The sequence below is a fragment of the Pseudonocardia kongjuensis genome (assembly GCF_039526905.1).
GTDB lineage: Bacteria > Actinomycetota > Actinomycetes > Mycobacteriales > Pseudonocardiaceae > Pseudonocardia > Pseudonocardia kongjuensis.
In genome coordinates this window covers 313,257-332,870 of record NZ_BAAAJK010000006.1, presented here as the reverse complement: position 1 = coordinate 332,870, position 19,614 = coordinate 313,257, and the positions used below count along the sequence as shown (strand labels likewise).

Annotated in this window: 20 protein-coding genes; 17 read left to right on the top strand and 3 right to left on the bottom strand. The window is 74.5% G+C overall.

Features of this window, described 5'->3' with window-relative positions; translation table 11 throughout:
- Positions 1-33 precede the first annotated feature (33 nt).
- Genes ABD160_RS09195 through ABD160_RS09155 form a run of 9 tightly spaced genes read left to right on the top strand, consistent with a single transcriptional unit; the run spans position 34 to position 8,939 of the window.
- Positions 34-975 carry a TIGR03560 family F420-dependent LLM class oxidoreductase gene (locus ABD160_RS09195; protein ID WP_344020908.1) on the top strand — a complete coding sequence of 314 codons (942 nt, stop codon included), beginning with the start codon at positions 34-36 and terminating at the stop codon, positions 973-975.
- Between the two features lie 47 nt (positions 976-1,022).
- Positions 1,023-2,147, top strand: a complete 1,125-nt coding sequence (locus tag ABD160_RS09190) for an NDMA-dependent alcohol dehydrogenase (RefSeq protein WP_344020906.1) — start codon at positions 1,023-1,025, stop codon at positions 2,145-2,147.
- 26 nt (positions 2,148-2,173) lie between these two features.
- Complete coding sequence (locus ABD160_RS09185) at positions 2,174-3,472, top strand: phenylacetate--CoA ligase family protein (protein ID WP_344020433.1); 1,299 nt, start codon at positions 2,174-2,176, stop codon at positions 3,470-3,472.
- Between the two features lie 17 nt (positions 3,473-3,489).
- Positions 3,490-4,053, top strand: a complete 564-nt coding sequence (locus tag ABD160_RS09180; protein WP_344020431.1) for a UGSC family (seleno)protein — start codon at positions 3,490-3,492, stop codon at positions 4,051-4,053.
- A complete protein-coding gene (locus ABD160_RS09175; RefSeq protein ID WP_344020429.1) occupies positions 4,050-5,102 on the top strand; it encodes a hypothetical protein in 1,053 nt (350 codons plus the stop codon). The genes ABD160_RS09180 and ABD160_RS09175 overlap by 4 nt, the downstream gene beginning before the upstream one ends.
- Positions 5,099-5,959 carry an SDR family NAD(P)-dependent oxidoreductase gene (locus ABD160_RS09170; protein ID WP_344020427.1) on the top strand — a complete coding sequence of 287 codons (861 nt, stop codon included), beginning with the start codon at positions 5,099-5,101 and terminating at the stop codon, positions 5,957-5,959. The genes ABD160_RS09175 and ABD160_RS09170 overlap by 4 nt, the downstream gene beginning before the upstream one ends.
- Positions 5,956-6,819, top strand: a complete 864-nt coding sequence (locus ABD160_RS09165; RefSeq protein ID WP_344020425.1) for an SDR family NAD(P)-dependent oxidoreductase — start codon at positions 5,956-5,958, stop codon at positions 6,817-6,819. The genes ABD160_RS09170 and ABD160_RS09165 overlap by 4 nt, the downstream gene beginning before the upstream one ends.
- Positions 6,816-7,925 carry a zinc-dependent alcohol dehydrogenase gene (locus ABD160_RS09160; protein WP_344020423.1) on the top strand — a complete coding sequence of 370 codons (1,110 nt, stop codon included), beginning with the start codon at positions 6,816-6,818 and terminating at the stop codon, positions 7,923-7,925. The genes ABD160_RS09165 and ABD160_RS09160 overlap by 4 nt, the downstream gene beginning before the upstream one ends.
- A gap of 9 nt (positions 7,926-7,934) precedes the next feature.
- Complete coding sequence (locus ABD160_RS09155; RefSeq protein WP_344020421.1) at positions 7,935-8,939, top strand: amidohydrolase family protein; 1,005 nt, start codon at positions 7,935-7,937, stop codon at positions 8,937-8,939.
- Positions 8,940-9,072: 133 nt separating this feature from the next.
- On the opposite strand, the gene ABD160_RS09150 is transcribed toward ABD160_RS09155, so the two are convergent.
- From ABD160_RS09150 to ABD160_RS09140, 3 genes are all read right to left on the bottom strand, one after another.
- Complete coding sequence (locus ABD160_RS09150; RefSeq protein ID WP_344020419.1) at positions 9,073-9,207, bottom strand: hypothetical protein; 135 nt, start codon at positions 9,205-9,207, stop codon at positions 9,073-9,075.
- Between the two features lie 223 nt (positions 9,208-9,430).
- Positions 9,431-9,889: a hypothetical protein gene (locus tag ABD160_RS09145; protein WP_344020418.1), complete on the bottom strand. Its 459-nt coding sequence runs from the start codon at positions 9,887-9,889 to the stop codon at positions 9,431-9,433.
- A gap of 163 nt (positions 9,890-10,052) precedes the next feature.
- Positions 10,053-10,868: an IclR family transcriptional regulator gene (locus ABD160_RS09140; protein WP_425563593.1), complete on the bottom strand. Its 816-nt coding sequence runs from the start codon at positions 10,866-10,868 to the stop codon at positions 10,053-10,055.
- A gap of 408 nt (positions 10,869-11,276) precedes the next feature.
- Between ABD160_RS09140 and ABD160_RS09135 the strand changes: the two genes are divergently transcribed.
- The 8 genes from ABD160_RS09135 to ABD160_RS09100 are packed head-to-tail and all read left to right on the top strand — an operon-like array spanning position 11,277 to position 19,602.
- Positions 11,277-12,893: an ABC transporter substrate-binding protein gene (locus ABD160_RS09135; RefSeq protein ID WP_344020417.1), complete on the top strand. Its 1,617-nt coding sequence runs from the start codon at positions 11,277-11,279 to the stop codon at positions 12,891-12,893.
- Complete coding sequence (locus ABD160_RS09130) at positions 12,890-13,906, top strand: ABC transporter permease (RefSeq protein ID WP_344020415.1); 1,017 nt, start codon at positions 12,890-12,892, stop codon at positions 13,904-13,906. Before ABD160_RS09135 ends, ABD160_RS09130 begins: the two co-directional genes overlap by 4 nt.
- Positions 13,893-14,768, top strand: coding sequence for an ABC transporter permease (locus ABD160_RS09125; RefSeq protein ID WP_344020413.1), 876 nt, complete (start codon positions 13,893-13,895; stop codon positions 14,766-14,768). The genes ABD160_RS09130 and ABD160_RS09125 overlap by 14 nt, the downstream gene beginning before the upstream one ends.
- Positions 14,765-15,814 (top strand): ABC transporter ATP-binding protein, encoded by a 1,050-nt coding sequence (locus ABD160_RS09120; protein WP_344020411.1) that lies wholly within the window; start codon positions 14,765-14,767, stop codon positions 15,812-15,814. The genes ABD160_RS09125 and ABD160_RS09120 overlap by 4 nt, the downstream gene beginning before the upstream one ends.
- Positions 15,811-16,875 carry an ABC transporter ATP-binding protein gene (locus tag ABD160_RS09115; RefSeq protein ID WP_344020409.1) on the top strand — a complete coding sequence of 355 codons (1,065 nt, stop codon included), beginning with the start codon at positions 15,811-15,813 and terminating at the stop codon, positions 16,873-16,875. Before ABD160_RS09120 ends, ABD160_RS09115 begins: the two co-directional genes overlap by 4 nt.
- Positions 16,872-17,117 (top strand): hypothetical protein, encoded by a 246-nt coding sequence (locus tag ABD160_RS09110; protein WP_344020407.1) that lies wholly within the window; start codon positions 16,872-16,874, stop codon positions 17,115-17,117. Before ABD160_RS09115 ends, ABD160_RS09110 begins: the two co-directional genes overlap by 4 nt.
- 15 nt (positions 17,118-17,132) lie before the next feature.
- Positions 17,133-18,650, top strand: coding sequence for a PAS domain-containing sensor histidine kinase (locus ABD160_RS09105; protein WP_344020405.1), 1,518 nt, complete (start codon positions 17,133-17,135; stop codon positions 18,648-18,650).
- Position 18,651: 1 nt separating this feature from the next.
- Complete coding sequence (locus ABD160_RS09100) at positions 18,652-19,602, top strand: LysR family transcriptional regulator (protein WP_344020403.1); 951 nt, start codon at positions 18,652-18,654, stop codon at positions 19,600-19,602.
- Positions 19,603-19,614: the final 12 nt, after the last annotated feature.

The following is a 19,614-nucleotide window of genomic DNA, read 5'->3' as shown; positions in this document are numbered from 1 at the left end:
TCGCCGGAGCGGACGGGCAGCACCGGGGTCCGGATGCGGGTGCTGATGGAACCCCGCCACGGCTCCCGGTACGACGAGATCCTCGCCCTCGCCCGGGCGTCCGAGGCCGCCGGGTTCGACGCGTTCTTCCGCTCCGACCACCTGATGGGCGTCGACCCGCACGACCGCACCTACCGCCCCACCGACTGCTGGACGACGCTCGGCGGGCTGGCCCGCGACACCGGCCGGATCCGGCTCGGCGCGCTGGTCGGTGCGGCCACCTTCCGCGAGGCCGCGCTGCTCGCGACGATCGTCGCCTCGGTCGACGAGATGAGCGGCGGCCGGATCGAGCTGGGCCTGGGCACCGGCTGGTACGAGCGCGAGCACGCCGCATTCGGGATCCCGTTCCCGCCGATGCGCGACCGGTTCGACCGGCTGGAGGAGCAGCTCGCCGTGGTCACCGGGCTGTGGCGCGCCGCGCGCCGCGGCGACGGCTTCTCCTTCGACGGCACCCACCACCGGATCGACGACAACCACACCCCGCCGCACCCGGTCCAGGACCCGTACCCGCCGGTGATCGTCGGCGGGACCGGGCCGCGGCGCACCCCGGCGATCGCCGCCCGGTTCGCCGACGAGTTCAACGGCGCCCTCGGCGGTGACCTCGCCGAGCGCTACGCGGTGTTCGACCGGGCCTGCGCGGCGATCGGCCGGGACCCGGCGACCGCCCGCCGGTCGGCGGTGCTGCCGGTCGCCTGCGGCGCCACCCCGGGCGAGGTGGACCGCCGGGGCGCGGTGATCGGCTCGGACTTCATGCGCGACAACGCCGCCATCGGGTCGCCCGAGCACGTCACCGACCGGATCGGCCGGCTCGCGCAGGCCGGCGCGGACACCGTCTACCTGCACGTCTACGACATCGGAGATCTCGACCACATCGCCCTGATCGGGGCGGAGGTGCTGCCGCACGTCGCGGCGCGACCGGAGGGGGCCCTGCAGTGAGCACAGCGGAGACGACGGCCGGACCGTCCACCACGGACGCCGGCGTGATCACCACCCGGGCGGCGGTGGCCCGCGGCCCGCACACCGGCTGGGAGCTGACCGACCTGCGGCTCGAACCGCCCCGCGCGCACGAGGTGCGGGTCCGGTTCCACGCCGCCGGGCTCTGCCACTCCGACGACCACATCACCGCCGGCGACGCGCCGGTCCGGTTCCCGGTCGTCGGCGGGCACGAGGGCGCCGGGATCGTCGAGTCGGTCGGCCCGGACGTGCGCCGGGTCCGCCCCGGCGACCGGATCGTCTGCTCCTACATCCCCGCCTGCGGCGCCTGCCGGCCCTGCTCGACCGGGCAGCAGAACATGTGCGTGAAGGGTCTCAACGCGGGCACCGGGATGTTCCTGGACGGGTCGTTCCGGTTCCACGAGGGCACCGGCGACGATCGCGTCGACTTCGGCGGGTTCTGCACGCTCGGCACGTTCTCGCAGTACGCGGTGGTGTCGGAGTGGGCGTGCGTCCCGCTGCCGGACGACATCCCGTTCGAGATCGGCGCGCTGGTCGGCTGCGGCGTGCCGACCGGCTGGGGTTCCGCGGTGTACGCCGCCGGCGTGCGCGCCGGGGAGACCGTGGTGATCTACGGCGCGGGCGGGGTCGGGTCGAACGCGGTGCAGGGCGCCCGCTACGCCGGGGCGAAGAACGTGGTCGTCGTCGATCCGGTCGCGTTCAAGCGCGAGTCCGCCGAGATGTTCGGGGCGACGCACACCTTCGCCGACGCGGCGAGCGCGCACGACTTCGTCGTCGAGACCACCTGGGGCCAGCTCGCCGATCACGCCATCTGCACCCCCGGCGTGCTAACCCCGCAGGTCGTGAACGACGCCGTCGCGGTCGTCGGGAAGGGTGGCACGGTCACCGTCACCGCGGTCGGACGGCTCGGCGAGAACACCGTCGACGTGCACGCCGGGATGATGATCAGCTACCAGCGCCGGATCCGGGGCGCCCTGTTCGGCGGCTGCAACCCGCTGCACGACATCCCCCGCCTGCTCGGTCTCTACCGGGCCGGTGATCTCAAGCTCGACGAGCTGATCACCCGCCGGTACCGGCTGGACGAGGTCAACCAGGGCTACGCCGACATGACCGACGGACGCACCATCCGCGGCGTGATCGTGCACGACGTCTGACGCCCGCCGCGATCCGAGGAGCCACCGTGTCCCCTGCACCCGTGCCCGGCTTCGTCGCGCCCGCCGACGCCGAGGCCGTCACCGACCAGTTGCGCGCCCAGCTGGAGGGCCTGCCCGCCCGCTCCCCGCTCTACGCCGAACTGTTCGCCGAGCACGGGATCGACGCGTCCGCGTTCGGCTCGCTCGCCGACCTGGCCCGCTTCCCGTTCACCGGCAAGCAGATGCTGCGCGACTCGCAGGCCGCGCAACCGCCGCTGGGCCGGCACGCCGGCGTCGCCATGTCGGAGGTCGTGCGGGTGCACGCCTCCACCGGCACCACCGGGCGGCCCAGCTGGGTCGGGGTGACCCGGCGCGACGCGGCCGCCTGGACCGACCTGGTCGCCAGGGCGTTCCGGACGATGGGTGCCACCCGCGACGACGTCGTGCTGCACGGCGCCGGGCTCACCCTGTTCGTCGGCGGCCTCCCGATCCGCGACGCCCTGGAGCGGATCGGCAGCACGATGGTCCCGATCGGCACCGGCGCCTCGGAGAAGGCGCTGCTGGCGCTGGAGACGCTCGGCGTCACCGCCCTGCACTCGACACCGTCGTACGCCCGCTACCTGGCCGAGTACCTGCGGTCCGCCGGTCGCGACCCGCGCGAGTTCGGTCTGCGGAAGATCTTCGTCGGGGGTGAGCCCGGTGGCGGGGAGCCCGCGTTCCGCAGGCAGGTCGAGCAGGAGTGGGGCGCCCCGGTCACCGAGGGCCTCGGCAACGCCGACATGGCCCCGGTGCTGTTCGCCGAGCAGCCCGGCAGTGGTGGGATGCGCTTCACCGGCGGCCGGCACGTGATCGCCGAGCTGATCGATCCGGACTCCGGGGAACCGGTGACCGCCGAACCCGGCGCCGAGGGCGAGCTCGTCTACACCTCGGTGGACCGCGAGTGCTGCGCGCTGGTGCGCTTCCGCACCCGGGACCGGGTGGTCGTCACCGGGCGGGCGGCCGACGACGCCCCGCTGATCCGGTGCATCGGGCGGACCGACGACATGCTGATCGTGCTCGGCGTCAACGTGTTCCCGTCCGCGGTGCGCGACCTGGTGGTCGCGATGCACCCGCGCACCACCGGCGCCGTGCAGATCGTGCTGCCCGAACACGGCCCGCGGGTCGATCCGCCGCTGCGGATCGAGGCCGAGTGGGGTGAGGCCGCAGGCGACACCGAACAGCTCGGCCGGGAGATCGAGACCGTGATCCGCACCCGGCTGTCGGTGAAGGCCGCGGTGACCCTGGTGCCGCCCGGCTCGCTGGAACGCGCCGAGATGAAGTCCCGGCTGACCCGGCTCGCGGGCTGACCGGAAGGAGACGACACGTGCCTGACCAGTCCAATCCCATCCTCGACCCGACCGGCCGGGGTGCCGCCGCGACCGAGCCGGGGCCGGGCGCCGCGCTGCTCGCGCCGCGCCGCCCGGACCTGACCGGCCTGCGGATCGGCGTCCTGGAGAACACCAAGAAGAACGCCGACCTGCTGCTCACCGAGCTGGCCCGGCTGCTCGTCGCCGAGCACGGCGCCGCCGGGGTCACCGTGGCGCGGACGAAACGGCAGTTCGCCGTCCCGGCGCCCGACGAGCTGATCGACGAGTACGCCCACGGCTGCGACGTCGTCGTCACCGGGGTAGGGGACTGCGGCTCGTGCAGCGCGTCCGCGGTCGCCGACGGCGTGCTGTTCGAGCGCGCCGGGGTGCCCGCGGCGGTGATCTGCAGCGACGCCTTCGCCGCCACCGCCGACACGATGGCGGCGCTGCGCGGCGCCGCCGGCTACCGCTACCTGACCACCCCGCACCCGGTCGCGGTCCTCGAACCGGACCAGGTCCGGGAACGGGCCGCGCTGCTCGCCGCCGACGTCGCCGCCCTGCTCACCGGGGCGCAGCGGTGACCGCCGGGACCGACCCGGACCCGGATCTCGCCGCCGCCGCCGTCGAACACTGCTACGAGCAGGGCTGGACCGACGGGCTGCCGGTGGTGCCCCCGTCGCGCGCGCTGGTCGACCGCTTCCTGGCCACCACCGATCTCGCCCCGGACACCGAGATCGGCAGGCTGCCGCAGCTCGACCGGGCGGTCACCGTCGAGCTGGCCGCGATCAACGCGGTGCTGGCGGGCTGCCGTCCGGAGTACTTCCCGGTCGTCCTCGCGGCCTGGGCGGCACTGACCGCCGAGCGCGCCACCGGCGGCGGGGGCTGGCAGTCGACCAGCGGCCCGGCCCCGCTGATCGTGGTCAACGGCCCGGTCCGCGAGGAGCTCGGGTTCAACGCCACCGGCGGGGTGTTCGGGCCCGGCTTCCGGCCGAACGCCACCGTCGCCCGGACCATCGGGCTGATCGTGCGCAACGTCTACGGCGTGCACCCGCACGCCCTGGAGCAGGCCACCCAGGGACTGCCCGGACGCTGGCAGATCTGCATCGCCGAGAACGAGGAGGAGAGCCCCTGGGAGCCGCTGTCGGTCGAGGCCGGCGTCGCGCCGGGGGAGTCCGCGGTGTCCGCGACCCTGCTGCGGACCTGCGAGTACGTCGACAACCGGCACACCGGCTCGGCCGAGCAGCTGCTCGCCGACGTCGCCGACACGATCTCCCGCACCGGCGCCTGGATCTTCCGGCACGCGAGCGCCGGGATCGTGTTCTGCCCCGAGCACGCCCAGCAGCTCGCCGCCGCCGGGTTCGGCCGCGCGCAGGTGCGGGCCTGGCTCGCCGAGCACTGCGGGCGCAGCGTCGCCGACCTGGCCCGGGCCGGGAAGGACGGCCTGGACGGTCAGGTCCGGTTCGCCGACGGCACCCGCGCCGACGGCTTCGATCCGCTGCTCGCCGGTCCCGGGCGGGAGAACCTGCTGCTGGCCGTCGCCGGTGCCCGCAACGCCGGCATCTCGATGGTGGTGCGGCTGTTCTCCGACTGGTCGGGCACCGCGGTCCCGGTGGCCGGGGTGACCCGGTGACCGGCCCGCTGGAGAACCCGTTCGCCGCCGGTGACCGGCCGATGGACGGGCGCGCCGTGCTCGTCACCGGTGCCGGGCAGAACGGCGCGCTGCCCGGCGTCGGCTACGCGACGGCCCGGCTCGCGGCCGCCCAGGGCGCCCGGGTCGCGGTGCTCGACCGCGATCCGGCCGCCGCGGGCCGGACCGTCGAGCGGATCACCGCCGACGGTGGGCGGGCCGTCCCGGTCGTCGCCGACGTCACCACCGACCAGGAGTGCGGCACCGCCGTCGCCCGGGCCGCCGACCTGCTCGACGGGCTCGACGGGCTGGTCAACAACGTCGCCGTCGGGGACCGGGCCGGACTGTTCGACGTCACCCCGGAGCGGTTCGACGAGCTGCTCCGGCTCAACCTCACCTCCGCCTGGCAGGTCACCCGGCACGCCGTGCCGCTGCTGCCACCAGGCTCGTCGATCGTCAACGTGTCCTCGGTCGGGGTCCGGATGCGCGGGCCCGGGATGGTCTACTGCGTCGCCAAGGCCGGGCTGGAGAACCTCACCGAGGGCGCCGCGACGACGCTGGGACCGCAGGGCATCCGGGTCAACTGCGTGCAGGTCGGCGCGATCTGGGGGTCGTTCGCCGCCGCGAACATGAGCGAGGACCTGCGCGCCGCGCGCCGGGACTCGACCGCGCTGAAGACCGAGGGCACCGCCTGGGACGTCGCCGCCGCGGCCGCGTTCCTGCTCGGCGCGCACGCCCGCTGGATCTCCGGGCACACCCTCGCGGTGGAGGGCGGGCCGCCGCACCGGTTCCCGGCCGGGCCGCCGGTCCGTTCGGTCGCCGGGCACGGCGCCACCCGGTCCGTGGGAGGTGCCCGGTGACCGCCCGGGTCGCACTGGTCACCGGCTGCGGCAAGCCGGACGGCGCCGGGCAGGGGATCGCCCGCCGGCTCGCCCGGGCCGGGTACGCCGTCGTCGTCACCGACCGGGTGCCCGGCGGCGTGCCCAACGCCCGGCAGGCGGCGCACACCGGAACCGGGACCCACGACGGGCTCGCGACGCTCGTCGCCGAGCTCACCGGCAGCGGCGGCCGCGCCGTCGCCGCGCTCGGCGACATCGGCCACCCGGACGACGCCGCCCGGATGGTCGGCACCGCCGTCGACGGGTTCGGCCGGCTCGACGTGCTGGTCAACAACGCCGCCGCACCGCAGGGCGCCGACCGGGCCGACGTCTGCGAGACCTCGCTGCAGGTGTGGCAGGAGCTGCTGCACACCAACCTGACCGGCACCTTCCTGATGTGCCGGGAGGCGGTGCCGGTGATGCGCGGGCAGCGGTACGGCCGCATCGTCAACATCTCGTCGATGGCCGGGCTGTCCGCGGCGCCGCGCTCGGCCGCCTACTCGGCGTCCAAGGCGGGGGTGATCGGCCTGACCCGGGCGCTCGCGATGGACGTCGCCGGATGGGGGATCACGGTCAACGCGATCTGCCCCGGCCTGCTCGCCACCAGCCGCGCGGTGCTCGATCCCACGCTGGACGACGAGGCCGCCGCCGCCGCGGTCGCCGCCCGCGGGCGGTCCATCCCGGTCGGCCGGGCCGGCCGCCCCGACGACGTCGCCGCGGCCGTCGCCTACCTCGCCGCCGAGGACGCCGGCTACGTCACCGCGCAGACCCTCGTCCTCGACGGCGGCGGGCTCAGCCCGTTCCCGCTGCCCCGACCCGCCGACGAAGGAGACACCCGATGACCGACCAGGTACGCGCCGCCGTGCAGACCGCACCCGGCACGATCGAGCTGCGCGAGTTCCCGCGCCCCACCATCGGCGCCGACGACGGCCTGCTGCGGGTCGAGGCGAACGGCATCTGCGGCAGCGACGTCGAGATGTTCCGCGGCCACATGCGGATGGGCTCGGGCGGACCGGTGATCCCCGGGCACGAGCCGCTCGGGATCATCGAGGAGGTCGGCGAGCGGGCCGCCGCCCGCTGGGGCGTCGAGCCCGGCGACCGGGTCGCGCTCGAGGTGATCGTGCCCTGCCGGGCCTGCCACGACTGCCTCACCGGCCGCTACCAGTCCTGCCGCAACCGCGGCAACGCGCACGGCGTCACCGGGACCGACGTCGCGCCGTCGCTGTTCGGCGGGATGGCCGAACACCTCTACCTGTCACCGAACGCGGTGCTGCACAAGGTCGACCGGAACCTGCCCGCCGAGCTGGCGGTGATGTTCAATCCGCTCGGCGCGGGCGTCCGGTGGGCGGTGCACCTCGGTGGCGTCGGGCTCGGCGACACCGTGCTGGTGCTCGGCGCCGGCCAGCGCGGGATCGCCTCGGTGATCGCCGCCCGCGCGGCGGGGGCCGGGACGATCGTCGTCACCGGCCTGGAGTCCGACGTGCACAAGCTGGAGCTGGCCAGGGAGTTCGGCGCCGACCACACCGTCGTCGTCGACGGGGACGGCGCCGAGGACCCGGTCGAGACGGTGCTCGACCTGACCGGCGGGGCCGGGGCCGACATCGTCCTGGAGCTGACCCCGATGGCCGCCGCCCCGCTCACCCAGGCGCTGCGCGCCGCGAAGCACGGCGGCACCGTGGTGCTCGCCGGGCTCAAGGGCGGCCGGGAGAACCCGCTGAACACCGACCTGATCATCAACCGGGCGCTGACCGTGCGCGGCGCGTTCGGCGTCGACGCCCGCGGCTACGCCGAGGCCATCGCGATCATCGAGTCCGGCCGGTTCCCGCTGGCGAAGCTGCACACCCACACGTTCGGGCTCGACGACACCGCGCTCGCGCTGCGCACCCTCGCCGGGGACGAGCCCGGCGAGCGCGCGGTGCACGTGTCGGTCCATCCCCACCTGCCCTGAGGAGCCGCCGTGCTGGTCGACGCGCACGCCCACCTGCTGCCGCACGACTACCCCGACGACGCCCCGGACTGCTTCCCGCGGATGGAGCCGGTCGACGGCACCGACGCCCGGCTGCTGGTGTTCGGTGCGCTGCGGTTCACCGCGAAGGCCGCCTTCTTCGACGCCGAGAAGCGGATCGAGGCGCAGGACGCGTCCGGTGTGGACGCCGAGGTGATCACCCCGATGCCGCCGCTGCTGCGCTACGACCTGCCCGTCGCCGACGGGCTGTCGCTCGCCCGGCACGTCAACGAGTTCACCACGACGCTGTGCGCCGCCGCCCCGGGCCGGCTCTACGGCTTCGGCATCGTCCCGCTGCAGGACCCGGACACCGCCACCGCCGAGCTGAAGCAGATCCGCGACGCCGGCCTGCACGGCGTCGAGATCGCCTCCGGCGTGCTCGGCCGGCCGATCGGCGACGAGCGGTTCCGGCCGTTCTTCGCCGAGGCGGAGCGGCTCGGGCTGCCGGTCTTCGTGCACGCCATGCCCGCCCCGACCGACCAGCTCCCGGCGTCGGCGATGGGCACCCACGTGGTCGGCCTGCAGGGCGCCACCGCGGCCGCCTCGATGATCACCGGCGGGACCGCGGCCGAGTGCCCCGACCTGCGGCTGTCGTTCTCGCACGCGGCCGGCGGGTTCCCGCTCGTCCTGCCGCGGGCGCAGTACTTCTGGAGCGGCACCTGGAACGAGGAGCCCGCGGTGCCGGAGCGGGCCTTCGCGCACGACGACGGCCCGTCCCCGCTGGACTACGCCCGCCACTTCTTCTACGACACGATGGTCTTCGACCACCGCGCCCTGCGCTACCTGGTCGACCTGCTCGGCCACGACCGGCTGCTGGCCGGCTCCGACTTCCCGGCGATGCCCCGGGAGGAGCCCTGCGGGCGGACCCTGCGCTCGCTGGACCTGTCCCCGGCCGAGCTGGACGACATCCTGTGGCACAACACCTTCCGCTGGCTCGGGGTCGACCCGCCGCCCTGACCCGCCCGGCCCGGCCCGGCCACGCTGTCGCACCCCGCGTCCCGCCGAGATGCAGCTCAGCGGGCCGCGAAGATCGACAATTCCCGCTGATCTGCATCTCGGCGGGACACGGGGTGCGACGGCGCGATATGGATCACTCAGTGGCCTTCGGGTGCCCAGGGCCCGCGGCCACCACCCAGACGATCCGACGTTCCGGATCGGGGCAGTACCAGATCCGGCCACCGGCGGTGACCTCGTACTGCCACTGCTCCAGGTCTCGCCCGCCCACCGACCGGGTACCGAGTGCGCCGCGCAATCGGTGTTGGCGGGCTGGGTTCTGAGGGGTGGTCGGTCGTTCGGTCAGGACGAGCCACGCCGCCCACGTGTTGGGCGCCGCTCCGCGGCACAGTTCCTCCCAGCCCTTGGCGGCTTCGGAGGTGGCGAAGCGGGGCTCCCAGCCGTCGGGCCCCGCCGGCGGCGCAACGCGGTCTCCGCGCTTCGCCGGCACCGGGTCAGGCCCGGTCCGGCGCGGGGACCGGTCCGAGATCCGTGTCGAGGGGACCGGTCAGCTCCGCGACCAGGGACGGATCGGCGTATGCCGCTGCGGTCGCCCGCCACTCGACGACGACCTGGGCGAGGACCGACCAGCGCCCCAGCTCGGCTGAGGCCGACACGGCACGCACGAAATCGACGGCGAAGCGACGCCGCTCGTCGTCCGGAAGCAGATCGAGCCAGGAGAACTCCTCGCTCAGTACCGCGACTCCCTCCTCGGCGGACAGGTGCGCCAGCGCGTTGCGCAGCGCCCGGGCCGCGCTGACCGCGCCGATCGCGGCCGCGTCGGCGGACTCCTCGCTGACCAGCAGCAGCGCTGCTCCGTCGCGTCGCCGCACCCGGACCTCGCCCTGGTCGGCGAGGGCCGCCACACCCTTCGGGTCGCGCTGCAACTCACTCCACTGGATCTCGGTCGGCACATCACAATTCTGAACGTGTTCAGGATTCGTGGCAAGCGCTCGACGCGTCGCCGCACCCCTCCCGTCACCGAGATGCAGATCAGCGGGCCGCGAAGATCGACAATTCCCGCTGAGCTGCATCTCGGCGGGACGAGAGGTGCGGCGCGGCGCGCGGCGGGGCGGGTCAGAGGCCGGCGACCGGCCGCGGGCCGAGGGTCCGGGAGATCGCCCGGGAGGCCTGGGTCAGCACCCCCGCCAGCTCCCGGGTGCGCGCGTCGGTCGCCTCCACGACCACGCTGACGGCGGCGGCGACCCGGCCGCCGGCGTCGTGCACCGGCACCGCGACGACCAGGTCGGGCACGGTGATCTGCCCGCGGGCCACCGCGACCCCGGTCTGCCGGATCGAGGCCAGGGTGCGGCGCAGCTCGTCCGGGTCGACGACGGTCATCGGGCTGAAGCGCTCCAGCGGCGAGCTCAGCACCTGCTCCTGGAACTCGGGCTCGGCGTGCGCGAGCAGGACCAGGCCGGTCCCGGTGGCGTGCATCGGCCAGCGGTCGCCGACCCGGCTGTTCACCGGGTTGCGGACGCGGGCCCGGATCGCCTCGACGTAGACCACGCCGGTGCCGTCCCGCACGCCGAGGTGGACGTTGCCGCGGGTGGCCCGGTGCAGGTCCTCCAGATGCGGGTAGGCGGCCTCGCGCAGGCCGAGCCCGCGCGGCGCGAGCGCGGAGAGCTCCAGCAGCCGCAGGCCGACCGAGTAGCGGCCCTCACCGTCGCGTTCCAGCGCGCCCCACGCCAGAAGCTCGTGCACCAGCCGGTGCGCGGTGGACAGGCTGAGCCCGCCGCGGCGCGCGATGTCGCTGAGTGTGAGCGTCCGGTGCCGGGGGCCGAAGGCGTCGAGCACGGCCAGCATCCGGCCGGCCGCGGTGACCCGGCGGCCGGCGTCGTCGGGATCGGGTTCGGGTGCCCAGCCGGGGCCGCGCTCGGCCGTCACCGTCATCGCACGGCCCTCGCAGCCCGCGTCGCCGTGTCAGTCGTCCGGCAGCGTTCCACCACGCCCGACCCCCTCGTCCAGCGTCCACGTCGTGTGCCGGCCGGGGCCGGCGCCCGACCAGTCTCCGCAGGCCACACGCTGCGTCACAAGGTTCCCGCCGACGAACGGGTCGGATGGGACAGGCCGGTCTACGTCATTCGTCGTGGGTGGCCCGTCGGGGCGCCCAAGTTGTCTTCCGTCGGGCGAAAGCGCCCTCCACCGCGACTGCGGCGCTGCTCGACGCTGGTCGACGTCACAGTGAGCCCGGTCACGCCCGCCGGCGGCCCCGACCGCCCGGTGCCCGGGTCCCCACCACCGACCGGACGTCGCCGCCGATGGGCGGGCGGGCCGGTCCGAACCGAACGGGAGTGCCCCGTGAGACGACGGATGCACCTGCCGGCCCTGCTGCTGGCCACGGCCATGGTCGTGGCCGGCTGCGGAGGTGGGGCGGCCACGACCGCGGGCGGCGGTCCCGCGGAACCCTCCGGGCCGCCGCAGCAGGGCGGTGAGCTGACCGTGCTGGAGGACGCGTCGTTCGCCGGCGGCTGGCCGACCGGCCTGGACCCGGCCACCAACACCACCGGCGGCGCGAACGTGCCGCAGATGAGCGCGATCTACGGCGGGCTGTTCCGGCTCGTCGCCGACGACGACGGCACGAACGCCCGGGTCGAGCCGCACCAGGCCGAGAGCAGCTCCATCGAGAACGACGGGCGGACCGTCCGGATCACGCTGCGCGAGGGCATGCGGTTCACCGACGGCACCCCGTTCGACGCCGAGGCGGTCGCCGCCAACTTCCGCCGGGCCGTCGACTCGCCGTGCACCTGCTCGCCGAACTGGCCGCTCGCCGACGGCGGGATCACCACCGACGGCCCGCTGACGGTCCTGCTGGAGTTCACCCGGCCCTACGCCGCGGTGATCAATGCGATGCCGGTGACGAACGTGAACTGGATCGCCTCACCGACCGCGCTCGCCGAGAAGGGCGAGGACGCGTTCGCGATCGAGCCGGTCGGCGCCGGGCCGTTCACCGTGGTGTCGAACCAGCTCAGCTCGGAGCTGGTGCTGGAGCGCAATCCCGACTACTTCAAGGACGGGCTGCCCTACCTGGACCGGCTGACCTTCCAGTCGATCGGCGGCGACCAGCCCGCCTACCAGGCGCTGCTGGCCGGTCAGGCGCAGGCGTACGAGGGGCTGACCACCACCCCGCTGCTGGAGCAGGCGCAGTCGCAGGGGCAGCTCAGCGTGACGGTGCAGCCCGCGACGTCGCCCTACGTCGTCCAGCTCAACACCCGGGCCGCGCCGTTCGACGACCCGCGGGCCCGCGAGGCGATCTACGCCGCCACCGACTTCGACGCGATCGCGCAGGGACTGTTCGGCGGCCAGTACCCGGTCAGCCAGAGCTTCACCGGCCCCGGCGGGCTGTTCCACACCGAGGAGATCGAGGGCTACACCGGCCACGACCCGGAGCGGGCCCGGCAGCTCGTCGCCGATCTCGGTGGGCTGGAGGTCGATCTCGGGACGCTCGGCGCCTACGTCGCCGAGCAGGTCATGACCGCCCTGCAGACGCAGTGGCAGGAGGCCGGCATCACCGTCCGGACCGAGACCTACGAGCTGTCCACACTGGTCCAGGCGTTCAACGCGGGCAGCTGGCAGGCGATGCTGCAGACCGCCGGATCCTGGGACCCGGCGGCCGGTGTCGGCGTCAACTTCCGGTTCGACTCGGAGAGCCCGTTCTCCGGGGTCGCCGATCCCGAGCTGGACGCGCTGTTCGACGAGGCCGCCGCGTCGGTCGATCCCGCCGAGCGCCAGGAGCTCTACGACCGGGCGGGCGGGCTGATCGCCGAGAACCACTACGGCCCGTTCGGTCTCGCGTTCGCCCCGGCGAACCTCGCGGTCCCGGGGGTGTACGGACCCGGGCTGACCACCCAGATCCCGCCGATCGTCGTCAACACCGGCGTGCACTGGGACGAGGTCTGGCGGGAGCCGCAGCAGTGACGGCGGGCGCACCGGTCCGCGACCGGTCCGGCGGCCTCGCGTCGTTCCTCGGCTCGCCGGCGCTGCGGATGGTCGGCAAGCGGTCGCTGATGGCCATCCCGATCGTGCTCGGCGCCAGCATCCTGACCTTCTGGGTGCTCAGCCTGATCCCGGGCGGGGCGGCCCAGCAGCTGCTCGGGCCGGAGGCGACCGCCGAGCAGATCGCGGCGCTGGAACAGCGGCTCGGGCTCGACCGGTCCGGACCGGTGCGCTACCTGCAGTGGCTCGGCGGCGCGGTGACCGGCGACCTCGGCAACTCGGTGATCAGCGGCCAGCCGGTCACCCCGTTGCTGGGGGAGCGGCTCGCCGTCACCGGGCAGCTGGTCGGCCTGGCGTTCGTGTTGTCGCTCGGCCTGGCGGTCCCGGTCGCGCTGCTCGCCGCCTACCGGCCGAACCACCTGTTCGACCGGCTCAGCATGCTGGTCAGCATCACCGGGCTGTCGGTCGCGAACTACGTGCTGGCGCTGCTGCTGGTGCTGCTGTTCGCGGTGCAGTTCTCGATGTTCCCGGCGATCGGCTTCGTGCCGCTCTCGGAGAGCGTGACCGGCAACCTGCACTCGCTGGCGCTGCCCGCGGTGGCGATCGCGTTCCCGCTGTTCTGCTTCTACACCCGGTTCCTGCGCGGCGACCTGGTGGACCAGCTGCAGGGCGAGGACTACATCACCACGGCCCGGGCGAAGGGCGTCGGGCCGTGGCGGGTGCTGGTCCGGCACGCCTTCCGGAACTCGTCGTTCGGGCTGATCACCGTGGTCGGGCTGAACCTGGGCACGCTGATCGGCGCGACCGTGATCATCGAGCAGATCTTCGCGCTGCCCGGCCTCGGGCAGCTGCTCCTGCAGGCGATCAACACCCGGGACTTCGTGGTGGTGCAGGCGTGCGTCGTCGTGTTCGCCGTGATCGCCGTGCTGGCCAACCTGCTCGCCGACCTGCTCTACGCCGTGCTCGACCCGAGGATCCGCTATGGCAGTCGCTGAGCCCGTCACCTCCGGAACCCCTGTCACCCCTGCCTCACCACCGGGGCGGCGCGGCCTGCTCCGGACCCCGGCGATCGTGCTGCCCGGCGGGCTGCTCGCCCTGATCACCGCGGCCTGCTTCGTCGGCCCGCTGGTGCTGCCGGTGCCACCGCCGATCGGCGGGAGCGTGCTGGACAGCTACCTCCCGGCGCTCTCGCCGGGGCACCTGCTCGGGACCGACCCGAACGGCAACGACATCCTGTCCCGGGTGCTGCACGGCGGGCGCTCGTCGCTGATCGTCGCCGTCTCGGTGAACCTGCTGGGCCTGCTGGTCGGCGGCACCCTCGGCGCGGTGTCCGGCTTCCTCGGCGGGATCGTCGACACCGTCATCATGCGGGTGCTGGACGTGCTGATCGCGTTCCCGTCGCTGGTGCTCACCCTGGCCGTGGCGCAGAGCCTCGGCCCGAGCCGCACGAACACCATCCTCGCGCTGGCGTTCTTCAGCGTCCCGGCGTTCGCCCGGATCGCCAGGGCGGCCACCCTGCGGCTGCGCGAGCAACCGTTCATGGCGGCCGCCGAGCTGTGCGGCACACCCGGGCACCGGACGCTGCTGCGGCACGTCGCGCCCAACATCGCACCCCAGCTGATCACCTTCGGGATGCTCGGCATGGGCATCGTGATGGTGATCGAGGGCGCGCTGTCGTTCCTCGGTCTCGGCATCCCGCCACCCGCACCGAGCTGGGGGAACATGATCGCCCAGGGCCAGCAGAGCCTGTCCGCGACGCCGATGCTGGTCGTCTGGCCGTGCCTGGTGCTCTTCGTGACCGTCCTGACCTTCAACCTGCTCGGCGAGACCCTGCGCGCACGATGGAGCGGCCGATGAGCATCTCCGGCACCGACACCGCCCCGGCCCGCACCGGCCCGGCGCCGGTACCCGATCCGCTGCTGGTGGTGCGGGACCTGCGGGTCCGGTTCACCCGCGACGGCGTCCCGGTACACGCGGTCAACGGGCTGTCCTACAGCGTCGCCCCCGGCCGGACGCTGGCGGTGATCGGCGAGTCCGGGTCCGGCAAGAGCGTGAGCTCCCGGGCGCTGCTCGGCCTGCTGCCGGAGTCCGCGCGGGTCACCGGCTCGGCGATGTTCGACGGCACCGAGCTGATCGGGCTCGGGGAGCGCGCGATGCGCCGCCGGCGCGGCGCGGACATCGCGATGGTCTTCCAGGACCCGGCCCGCTCGCTCAACCCGACGATGCGGATCGGCAACCAGATCACCGAGGCCGTCCGGGTGCACGCCGACGTCGACGCCCGGGCCGCCCGGGAGCGCGCCGTCGAGCTCCTGACGATGGTCCGGCTGCCGGCACCGGAACGACGCTTCTTCGAGTACCCGCACCAGCTCTCCGGCGGCATGCGGCAGCGGGTGATGATCGCGATCGCGCTCGCCGGGCAGCCCCGGCTGCTGATCGCCGACGAGGCGACGACCGCGCTCGACGTGACCACCCAGGCCCAGATCATGGAGCTGCTGGCCGAGCTGCAGCAGCGGCTCGGCACCGCCGTCGTCATGATCTCCCACGATCTCGGCCTGGCCGCCAGCTACGCCGACGACGTGCTGGTGATGTACGCGGGCCGGGCCGTCGAGTACGCACCGGCACCGACCCTGTTCGGCGCCGTCCGGATGCCGTACACGGCCGCGCTGCTCGGCGCGATCCCGCTGCTCGACCGGCCGTCGCACACCCTGCTGCCGGTGATCCCCGGCCAGCCGCCGGACCTGCGGGCGCTGCCCGAGGGCTGCCCGTTCCGGCCGCGCTGCGCGTCGGCCGACGAGCAGTGCCTGACCGAGCCGCCGCTGGCCGAACACGAGCCCGGCCACCGCTGGGCCTGCTGGCATCCCGAGCCGGGCGGCTCCACCGGCACCGAGGAGGGACGGCGATGACGGTCACCGAACACCGGGACACCGGCACCCGGGCCGCCCCGGCGGCGCCGTTGCTGGCCGCCCGCGACGTCGTCCAGGAGTTCCCGGTGCGGGCCGCGGGCGGGGTGAAGGGCGGCGTCGTGCACGCCGTGTCGAACGTGTCGCTGGAGGTCTACCCGGGCGAGACGCTCGGCGTGGTCGGCGAGACCGGCTCCGGCAAGTCCACACTGGCCCGGTCGCTGATCCAGGCACCGCGGCCGCAGTCCGGCGAGATCGAGTTCCAGGGCGTCGACCTGATGGGGCTGCGCCGGCGCGACCTGGTGCGCGCCCGGCGATCGCTGCAGATGGTCTACCAGGACCCGTTCGGCTCGCTGAACCCGCGCTGGCGGGTCGCCGAGCTGGTCGCCGAGCCGCTGGTCGGCTACCGGGAGGGCACCGCGTCGGCGCGCGCCCGCCGGGTCGACGAGCTGCTGGACATGGTCGGCCTCGATCCGTCGCTCTACGGGCGGCGGCGCCCGCACGAGCTGTCCGGCGGGCAGTGCCAGCGGGTCGCGATCGCCCGGGCGATCGCGCTGGACCCGGCACTGCTCATCTGCGACGAGGCGGTGTCGTCGCTGGACGTGCTGATCCAGGCGCAGGTGCTGAACCTGTTCGAACGGCTGCGCACCGATCTCGGCCTGTCGTACCTGTTCATCGCGCACGACCTGGCGCTGGTCAAGCAGGTCAGCGACCGGGTCGCGGTGATGCACCTCGGGCAGCTCGCCGAGATCGGCCCGGCGACCGCGCTCTACCGGGCGCCCCGGCACCCCTACACCGCGGCGCTGCTCGACTCGATCCCCGGCCTCGACCCGGCGACCGGACGGGTGCGGCGGCCGAAGGCGCCGCCCGGCGAACCGCCGTCGCCGCTGGACCCGCCCAGCGGCTGCCGCTACCGGACCCGCTGCCCGCGCGCGCAGCAGCGCTGCGCCGAGGAGGAGCCGGTGCTCCTGGAGCTGGCGCCGGGGCACCGCACCGCCTGCCACTTCCCGCTGGACCCACCCACCGGCCCGAACGGCACCGAGAACGAGGGGACCCGCCCGTGACGATCGACCACAGCGCCCTGGAGGGGCTGCGCACCGGCCTGGAGGCCGACGACTACGCGATGGAGGTGACCGAGGCGGGCGACCGGCTCGAGGTCCGGATCAGCGCCGGGCCGGACGCCTGCGCGGACTGCCTCGTCCCGAAGGACATGATGCGGTCCGTGCTGGGCTCGGCACTCGGGGTGCCGGAGGAGCGGATCGATATCAATTACCCTGATGAAACGCTCGAACCGGGCGCCGGGTGACCGCATGATGGTGCGGTGCACGACGATGTGACGACCGTTCCGGTGCCGGACCGGGATGCGCCCGGAGCCGCCGCGCTGGTCGCGGTGTGCCCGGACGGCCTCGTCCTGCTCGACGACGAGGGCCGGTTCCGATCGCTGAACCCGGCCGCCGCCGCGCTGCTCGGCCGCCCGGCCGACGAGCTGCTCGGCACCCCGGCGCCGTTCGTCCCCGGCCCGGCCGGCCCGTCGGGGACCCGGATCCTGCGCCGGCCCGGTCCGGACGGCCCGGGCCGCGAGCTGCGGTACCGGATCGCGCCGGACGGCACCGGTGGCTGGGCCGTGTGGTTCGGCGACGTCACCGACCGGCTGGCCCGGCAGGAGCGGCTGACCGCGATCGTCCGGGCCGCCGCCGGGGTCGCCGAGGCGGGCTCGCTGACCAGCACGCTGGACGCGATCGCCCGCGAGATCATCGGCACCGCGCACATCGCGGCCGCGCAGATCCTGGCCGTCGACGACCCGGCCGCCGACCTGCAGGTGCTCGGGATGGCCGGGTTCGGGTCCGCACCGGACTTCGTCCGGCGGCTGCGGTCCTGCCGGGAACGCGGCGCCGACATCCGGTTCCTGGAGGCGCACGCGCGCGGCGAGCCGGTCGTGGTGCCGCACCGCCGGGCGGCGATCCTGTCCGACCCGGCGTGGGAGCCGCTGCACGAGATCATGGGCCGGCCGGACTGGGACGGCTTCGTCGCGATGCCGATGGTCGTGCGCGGCACCACCGTCGGCGTGATCAACGCCTACTACCAGCCGGACGAGGCGCCGGACCCGTCGTCGCTGGCGTTCCTGGAGGCGATGGCCGCGCACGCCGCGGTCGCCGTGGACACCGCCCGGCTGGTCGCCCGCTCGCGGTCCGAGGCGCGCACCGCGGAACGCCGCAGGCTGGCCCGGGACCTGCACGACTCGGTGGTGCAGCAGCTGTTCTCGATCCGGATGCAGGTCTCCGCGCTGCAGGGCCAGCTGGACCGCTCCGATCCGGACCCGAGCCGGGTGCTCGGCGCGGCCACCGAGCTCTCCGAGATGTCCGCCGACGCGCTGGACGACCTGCGGCTGCTGGTGCGCGAGATGCACCCGGCCGCGCCACGCGGCGGCGACCTGGTGGAGGCGGTCCGTACGCACGCCTCCGAGGTGCAGTCCCGGACCGGCCTGCGGGTCGACGTCCTCGCGCCGGTGGACCCGCGACTGGGCCCCGGCGTCGCCGACGACCTGTACCGCACCGTCCGGGAGGCGCTGCACAACGCCGTCAAGCACGCCGGCGCCGACACGGTGCGAGTGCGGATCGAGCGCAGCGACGGCGACCTGGTCGTCGAGATCGCCGACGACGGCACCGGGATCCGGCCGGCCGATCCGCTGACCGGCGTCCCCGGCGGCATCGGGCTGGTGTCGATGCGCGAGCGCGCCGAGCGCTGGGGCGGCACCTGCTCGGCGGGCCCGCGCCCGGACGGCGGATGGACCGTCCGGACCGTGCTGCCGGTCGCCGGCCTGCACGGGGAGGGCGCCTGAGGTGCCCCGCTCCGCCGCGGTCGCGCTGGCCAACGTCGACCTCAACCTGCTGGTGATCTTGCGCGAGCTGCTGCGCGAGCGGAACGTCACCCGGGCCGCCGAGCGGGTCGGGGTGACCCAGCCCGCGGCGAGCGCCGCGCTCGCCCGGCTGCGCAGGCACTTCGACGACGACCTGCTCGAACGCACCCGCGGCGGCTTCGTGCTGTCCCCGCTCGGGCGCCGGCTCGCCGTCCAGATCGAGCCGCTGTGCCTGGGTCTGGAGCGGTTCTTCGCGCCGGAGGAGCCGTTCCGGCCCGAGGTCTCCGAGCACGAGTTCACCGTGATGACCACCGACTACGTGCTCGCGGCGATGGGCGAGGCGCTCTCGCGCACGGTGCACGACGCCGCGCCCGGCGTCCGGCTGCACGTCCCCGTCGTCAAGGGCAGGCTGCCGGCCGACCTGCCGGAGACGCTGCGCACGCTGGACGGGATCATCTCCGCGCCGAAGGCCGAGTTCAAGGTGGACGAGCTGTGCGGCCAGGAGCTGTTCCGGGACAGCTGGGTGTGCGTCGTCGACGCGGCGAACCCGGTGTCCGACCGGATCGGCCTGGCCGACCTGGAACGGCTGCCGTGGGTCATCCCGAACCATCCGGACGCGCAGTACCCGGCGAGCTCCCCGCTCGCCCCGCTGCTCGCCATGCTCGGCAGCCGGCCGCGGGTCGCGGTGCGGGTCGACAGCTACGCGGCCACCCCGTGGTTCGTCGCCGGGACCGACCGGGTCGCCGTCATGCAGGGACGGCTCGCGGCCGGCTTCGCCGACCGTCCGGACCTGCGGATCGTGCCGTGCCCCGGGAACCCGCCGCCGATCGTGGAGGTCTTCTGGTGGCACCGGCTGCGCTCCGGCGACGCCGCGCACACCTGGCTGCGCTCGATGCTGGACAGCGCATCGCGGTCGTTGCGCCCCGGCCCATAGACCGGGTGGATG

What these genes read in the sequence shown, in the direction of transcription:
- ABD160_RS09195 (WP_344020908.1), top strand. Translation starts at nt 34, where the DNA reads ATGCGGGTGCTGATGGAACCCCGCCACGGCTCCCGGTACGACGAGATC.
- ABD160_RS09160 (WP_344020423.1), top strand. Translation starts at nt 6,816, where the DNA reads ATGACCGACCAGGTACGCGCCGCCGTGCAGACCGCACCCGGCACGATC.
- ABD160_RS09140 (WP_425563593.1), bottom strand. Translation starts at nt 10,868, where the DNA reads ATGACGGTGACGGCCGAGCGCGGCCCCGGCTGGGCACCCGAACCCGAT.
- ABD160_RS09125 (WP_344020413.1), top strand. Translation starts at nt 13,893, where the DNA reads ATGGCAGTCGCTGAGCCCGTCACCTCCGGAACCCCTGTCACCCCTGCC.
- ABD160_RS09120 (WP_344020411.1), top strand. Translation starts at nt 14,765, where the DNA reads ATGAGCATCTCCGGCACCGACACCGCCCCGGCCCGCACCGGCCCGGCG.
- ABD160_RS09115 (WP_344020409.1), top strand. Translation starts at nt 15,811, where the DNA reads ATGACGGTCACCGAACACCGGGACACCGGCACCCGGGCCGCCCCGGCG.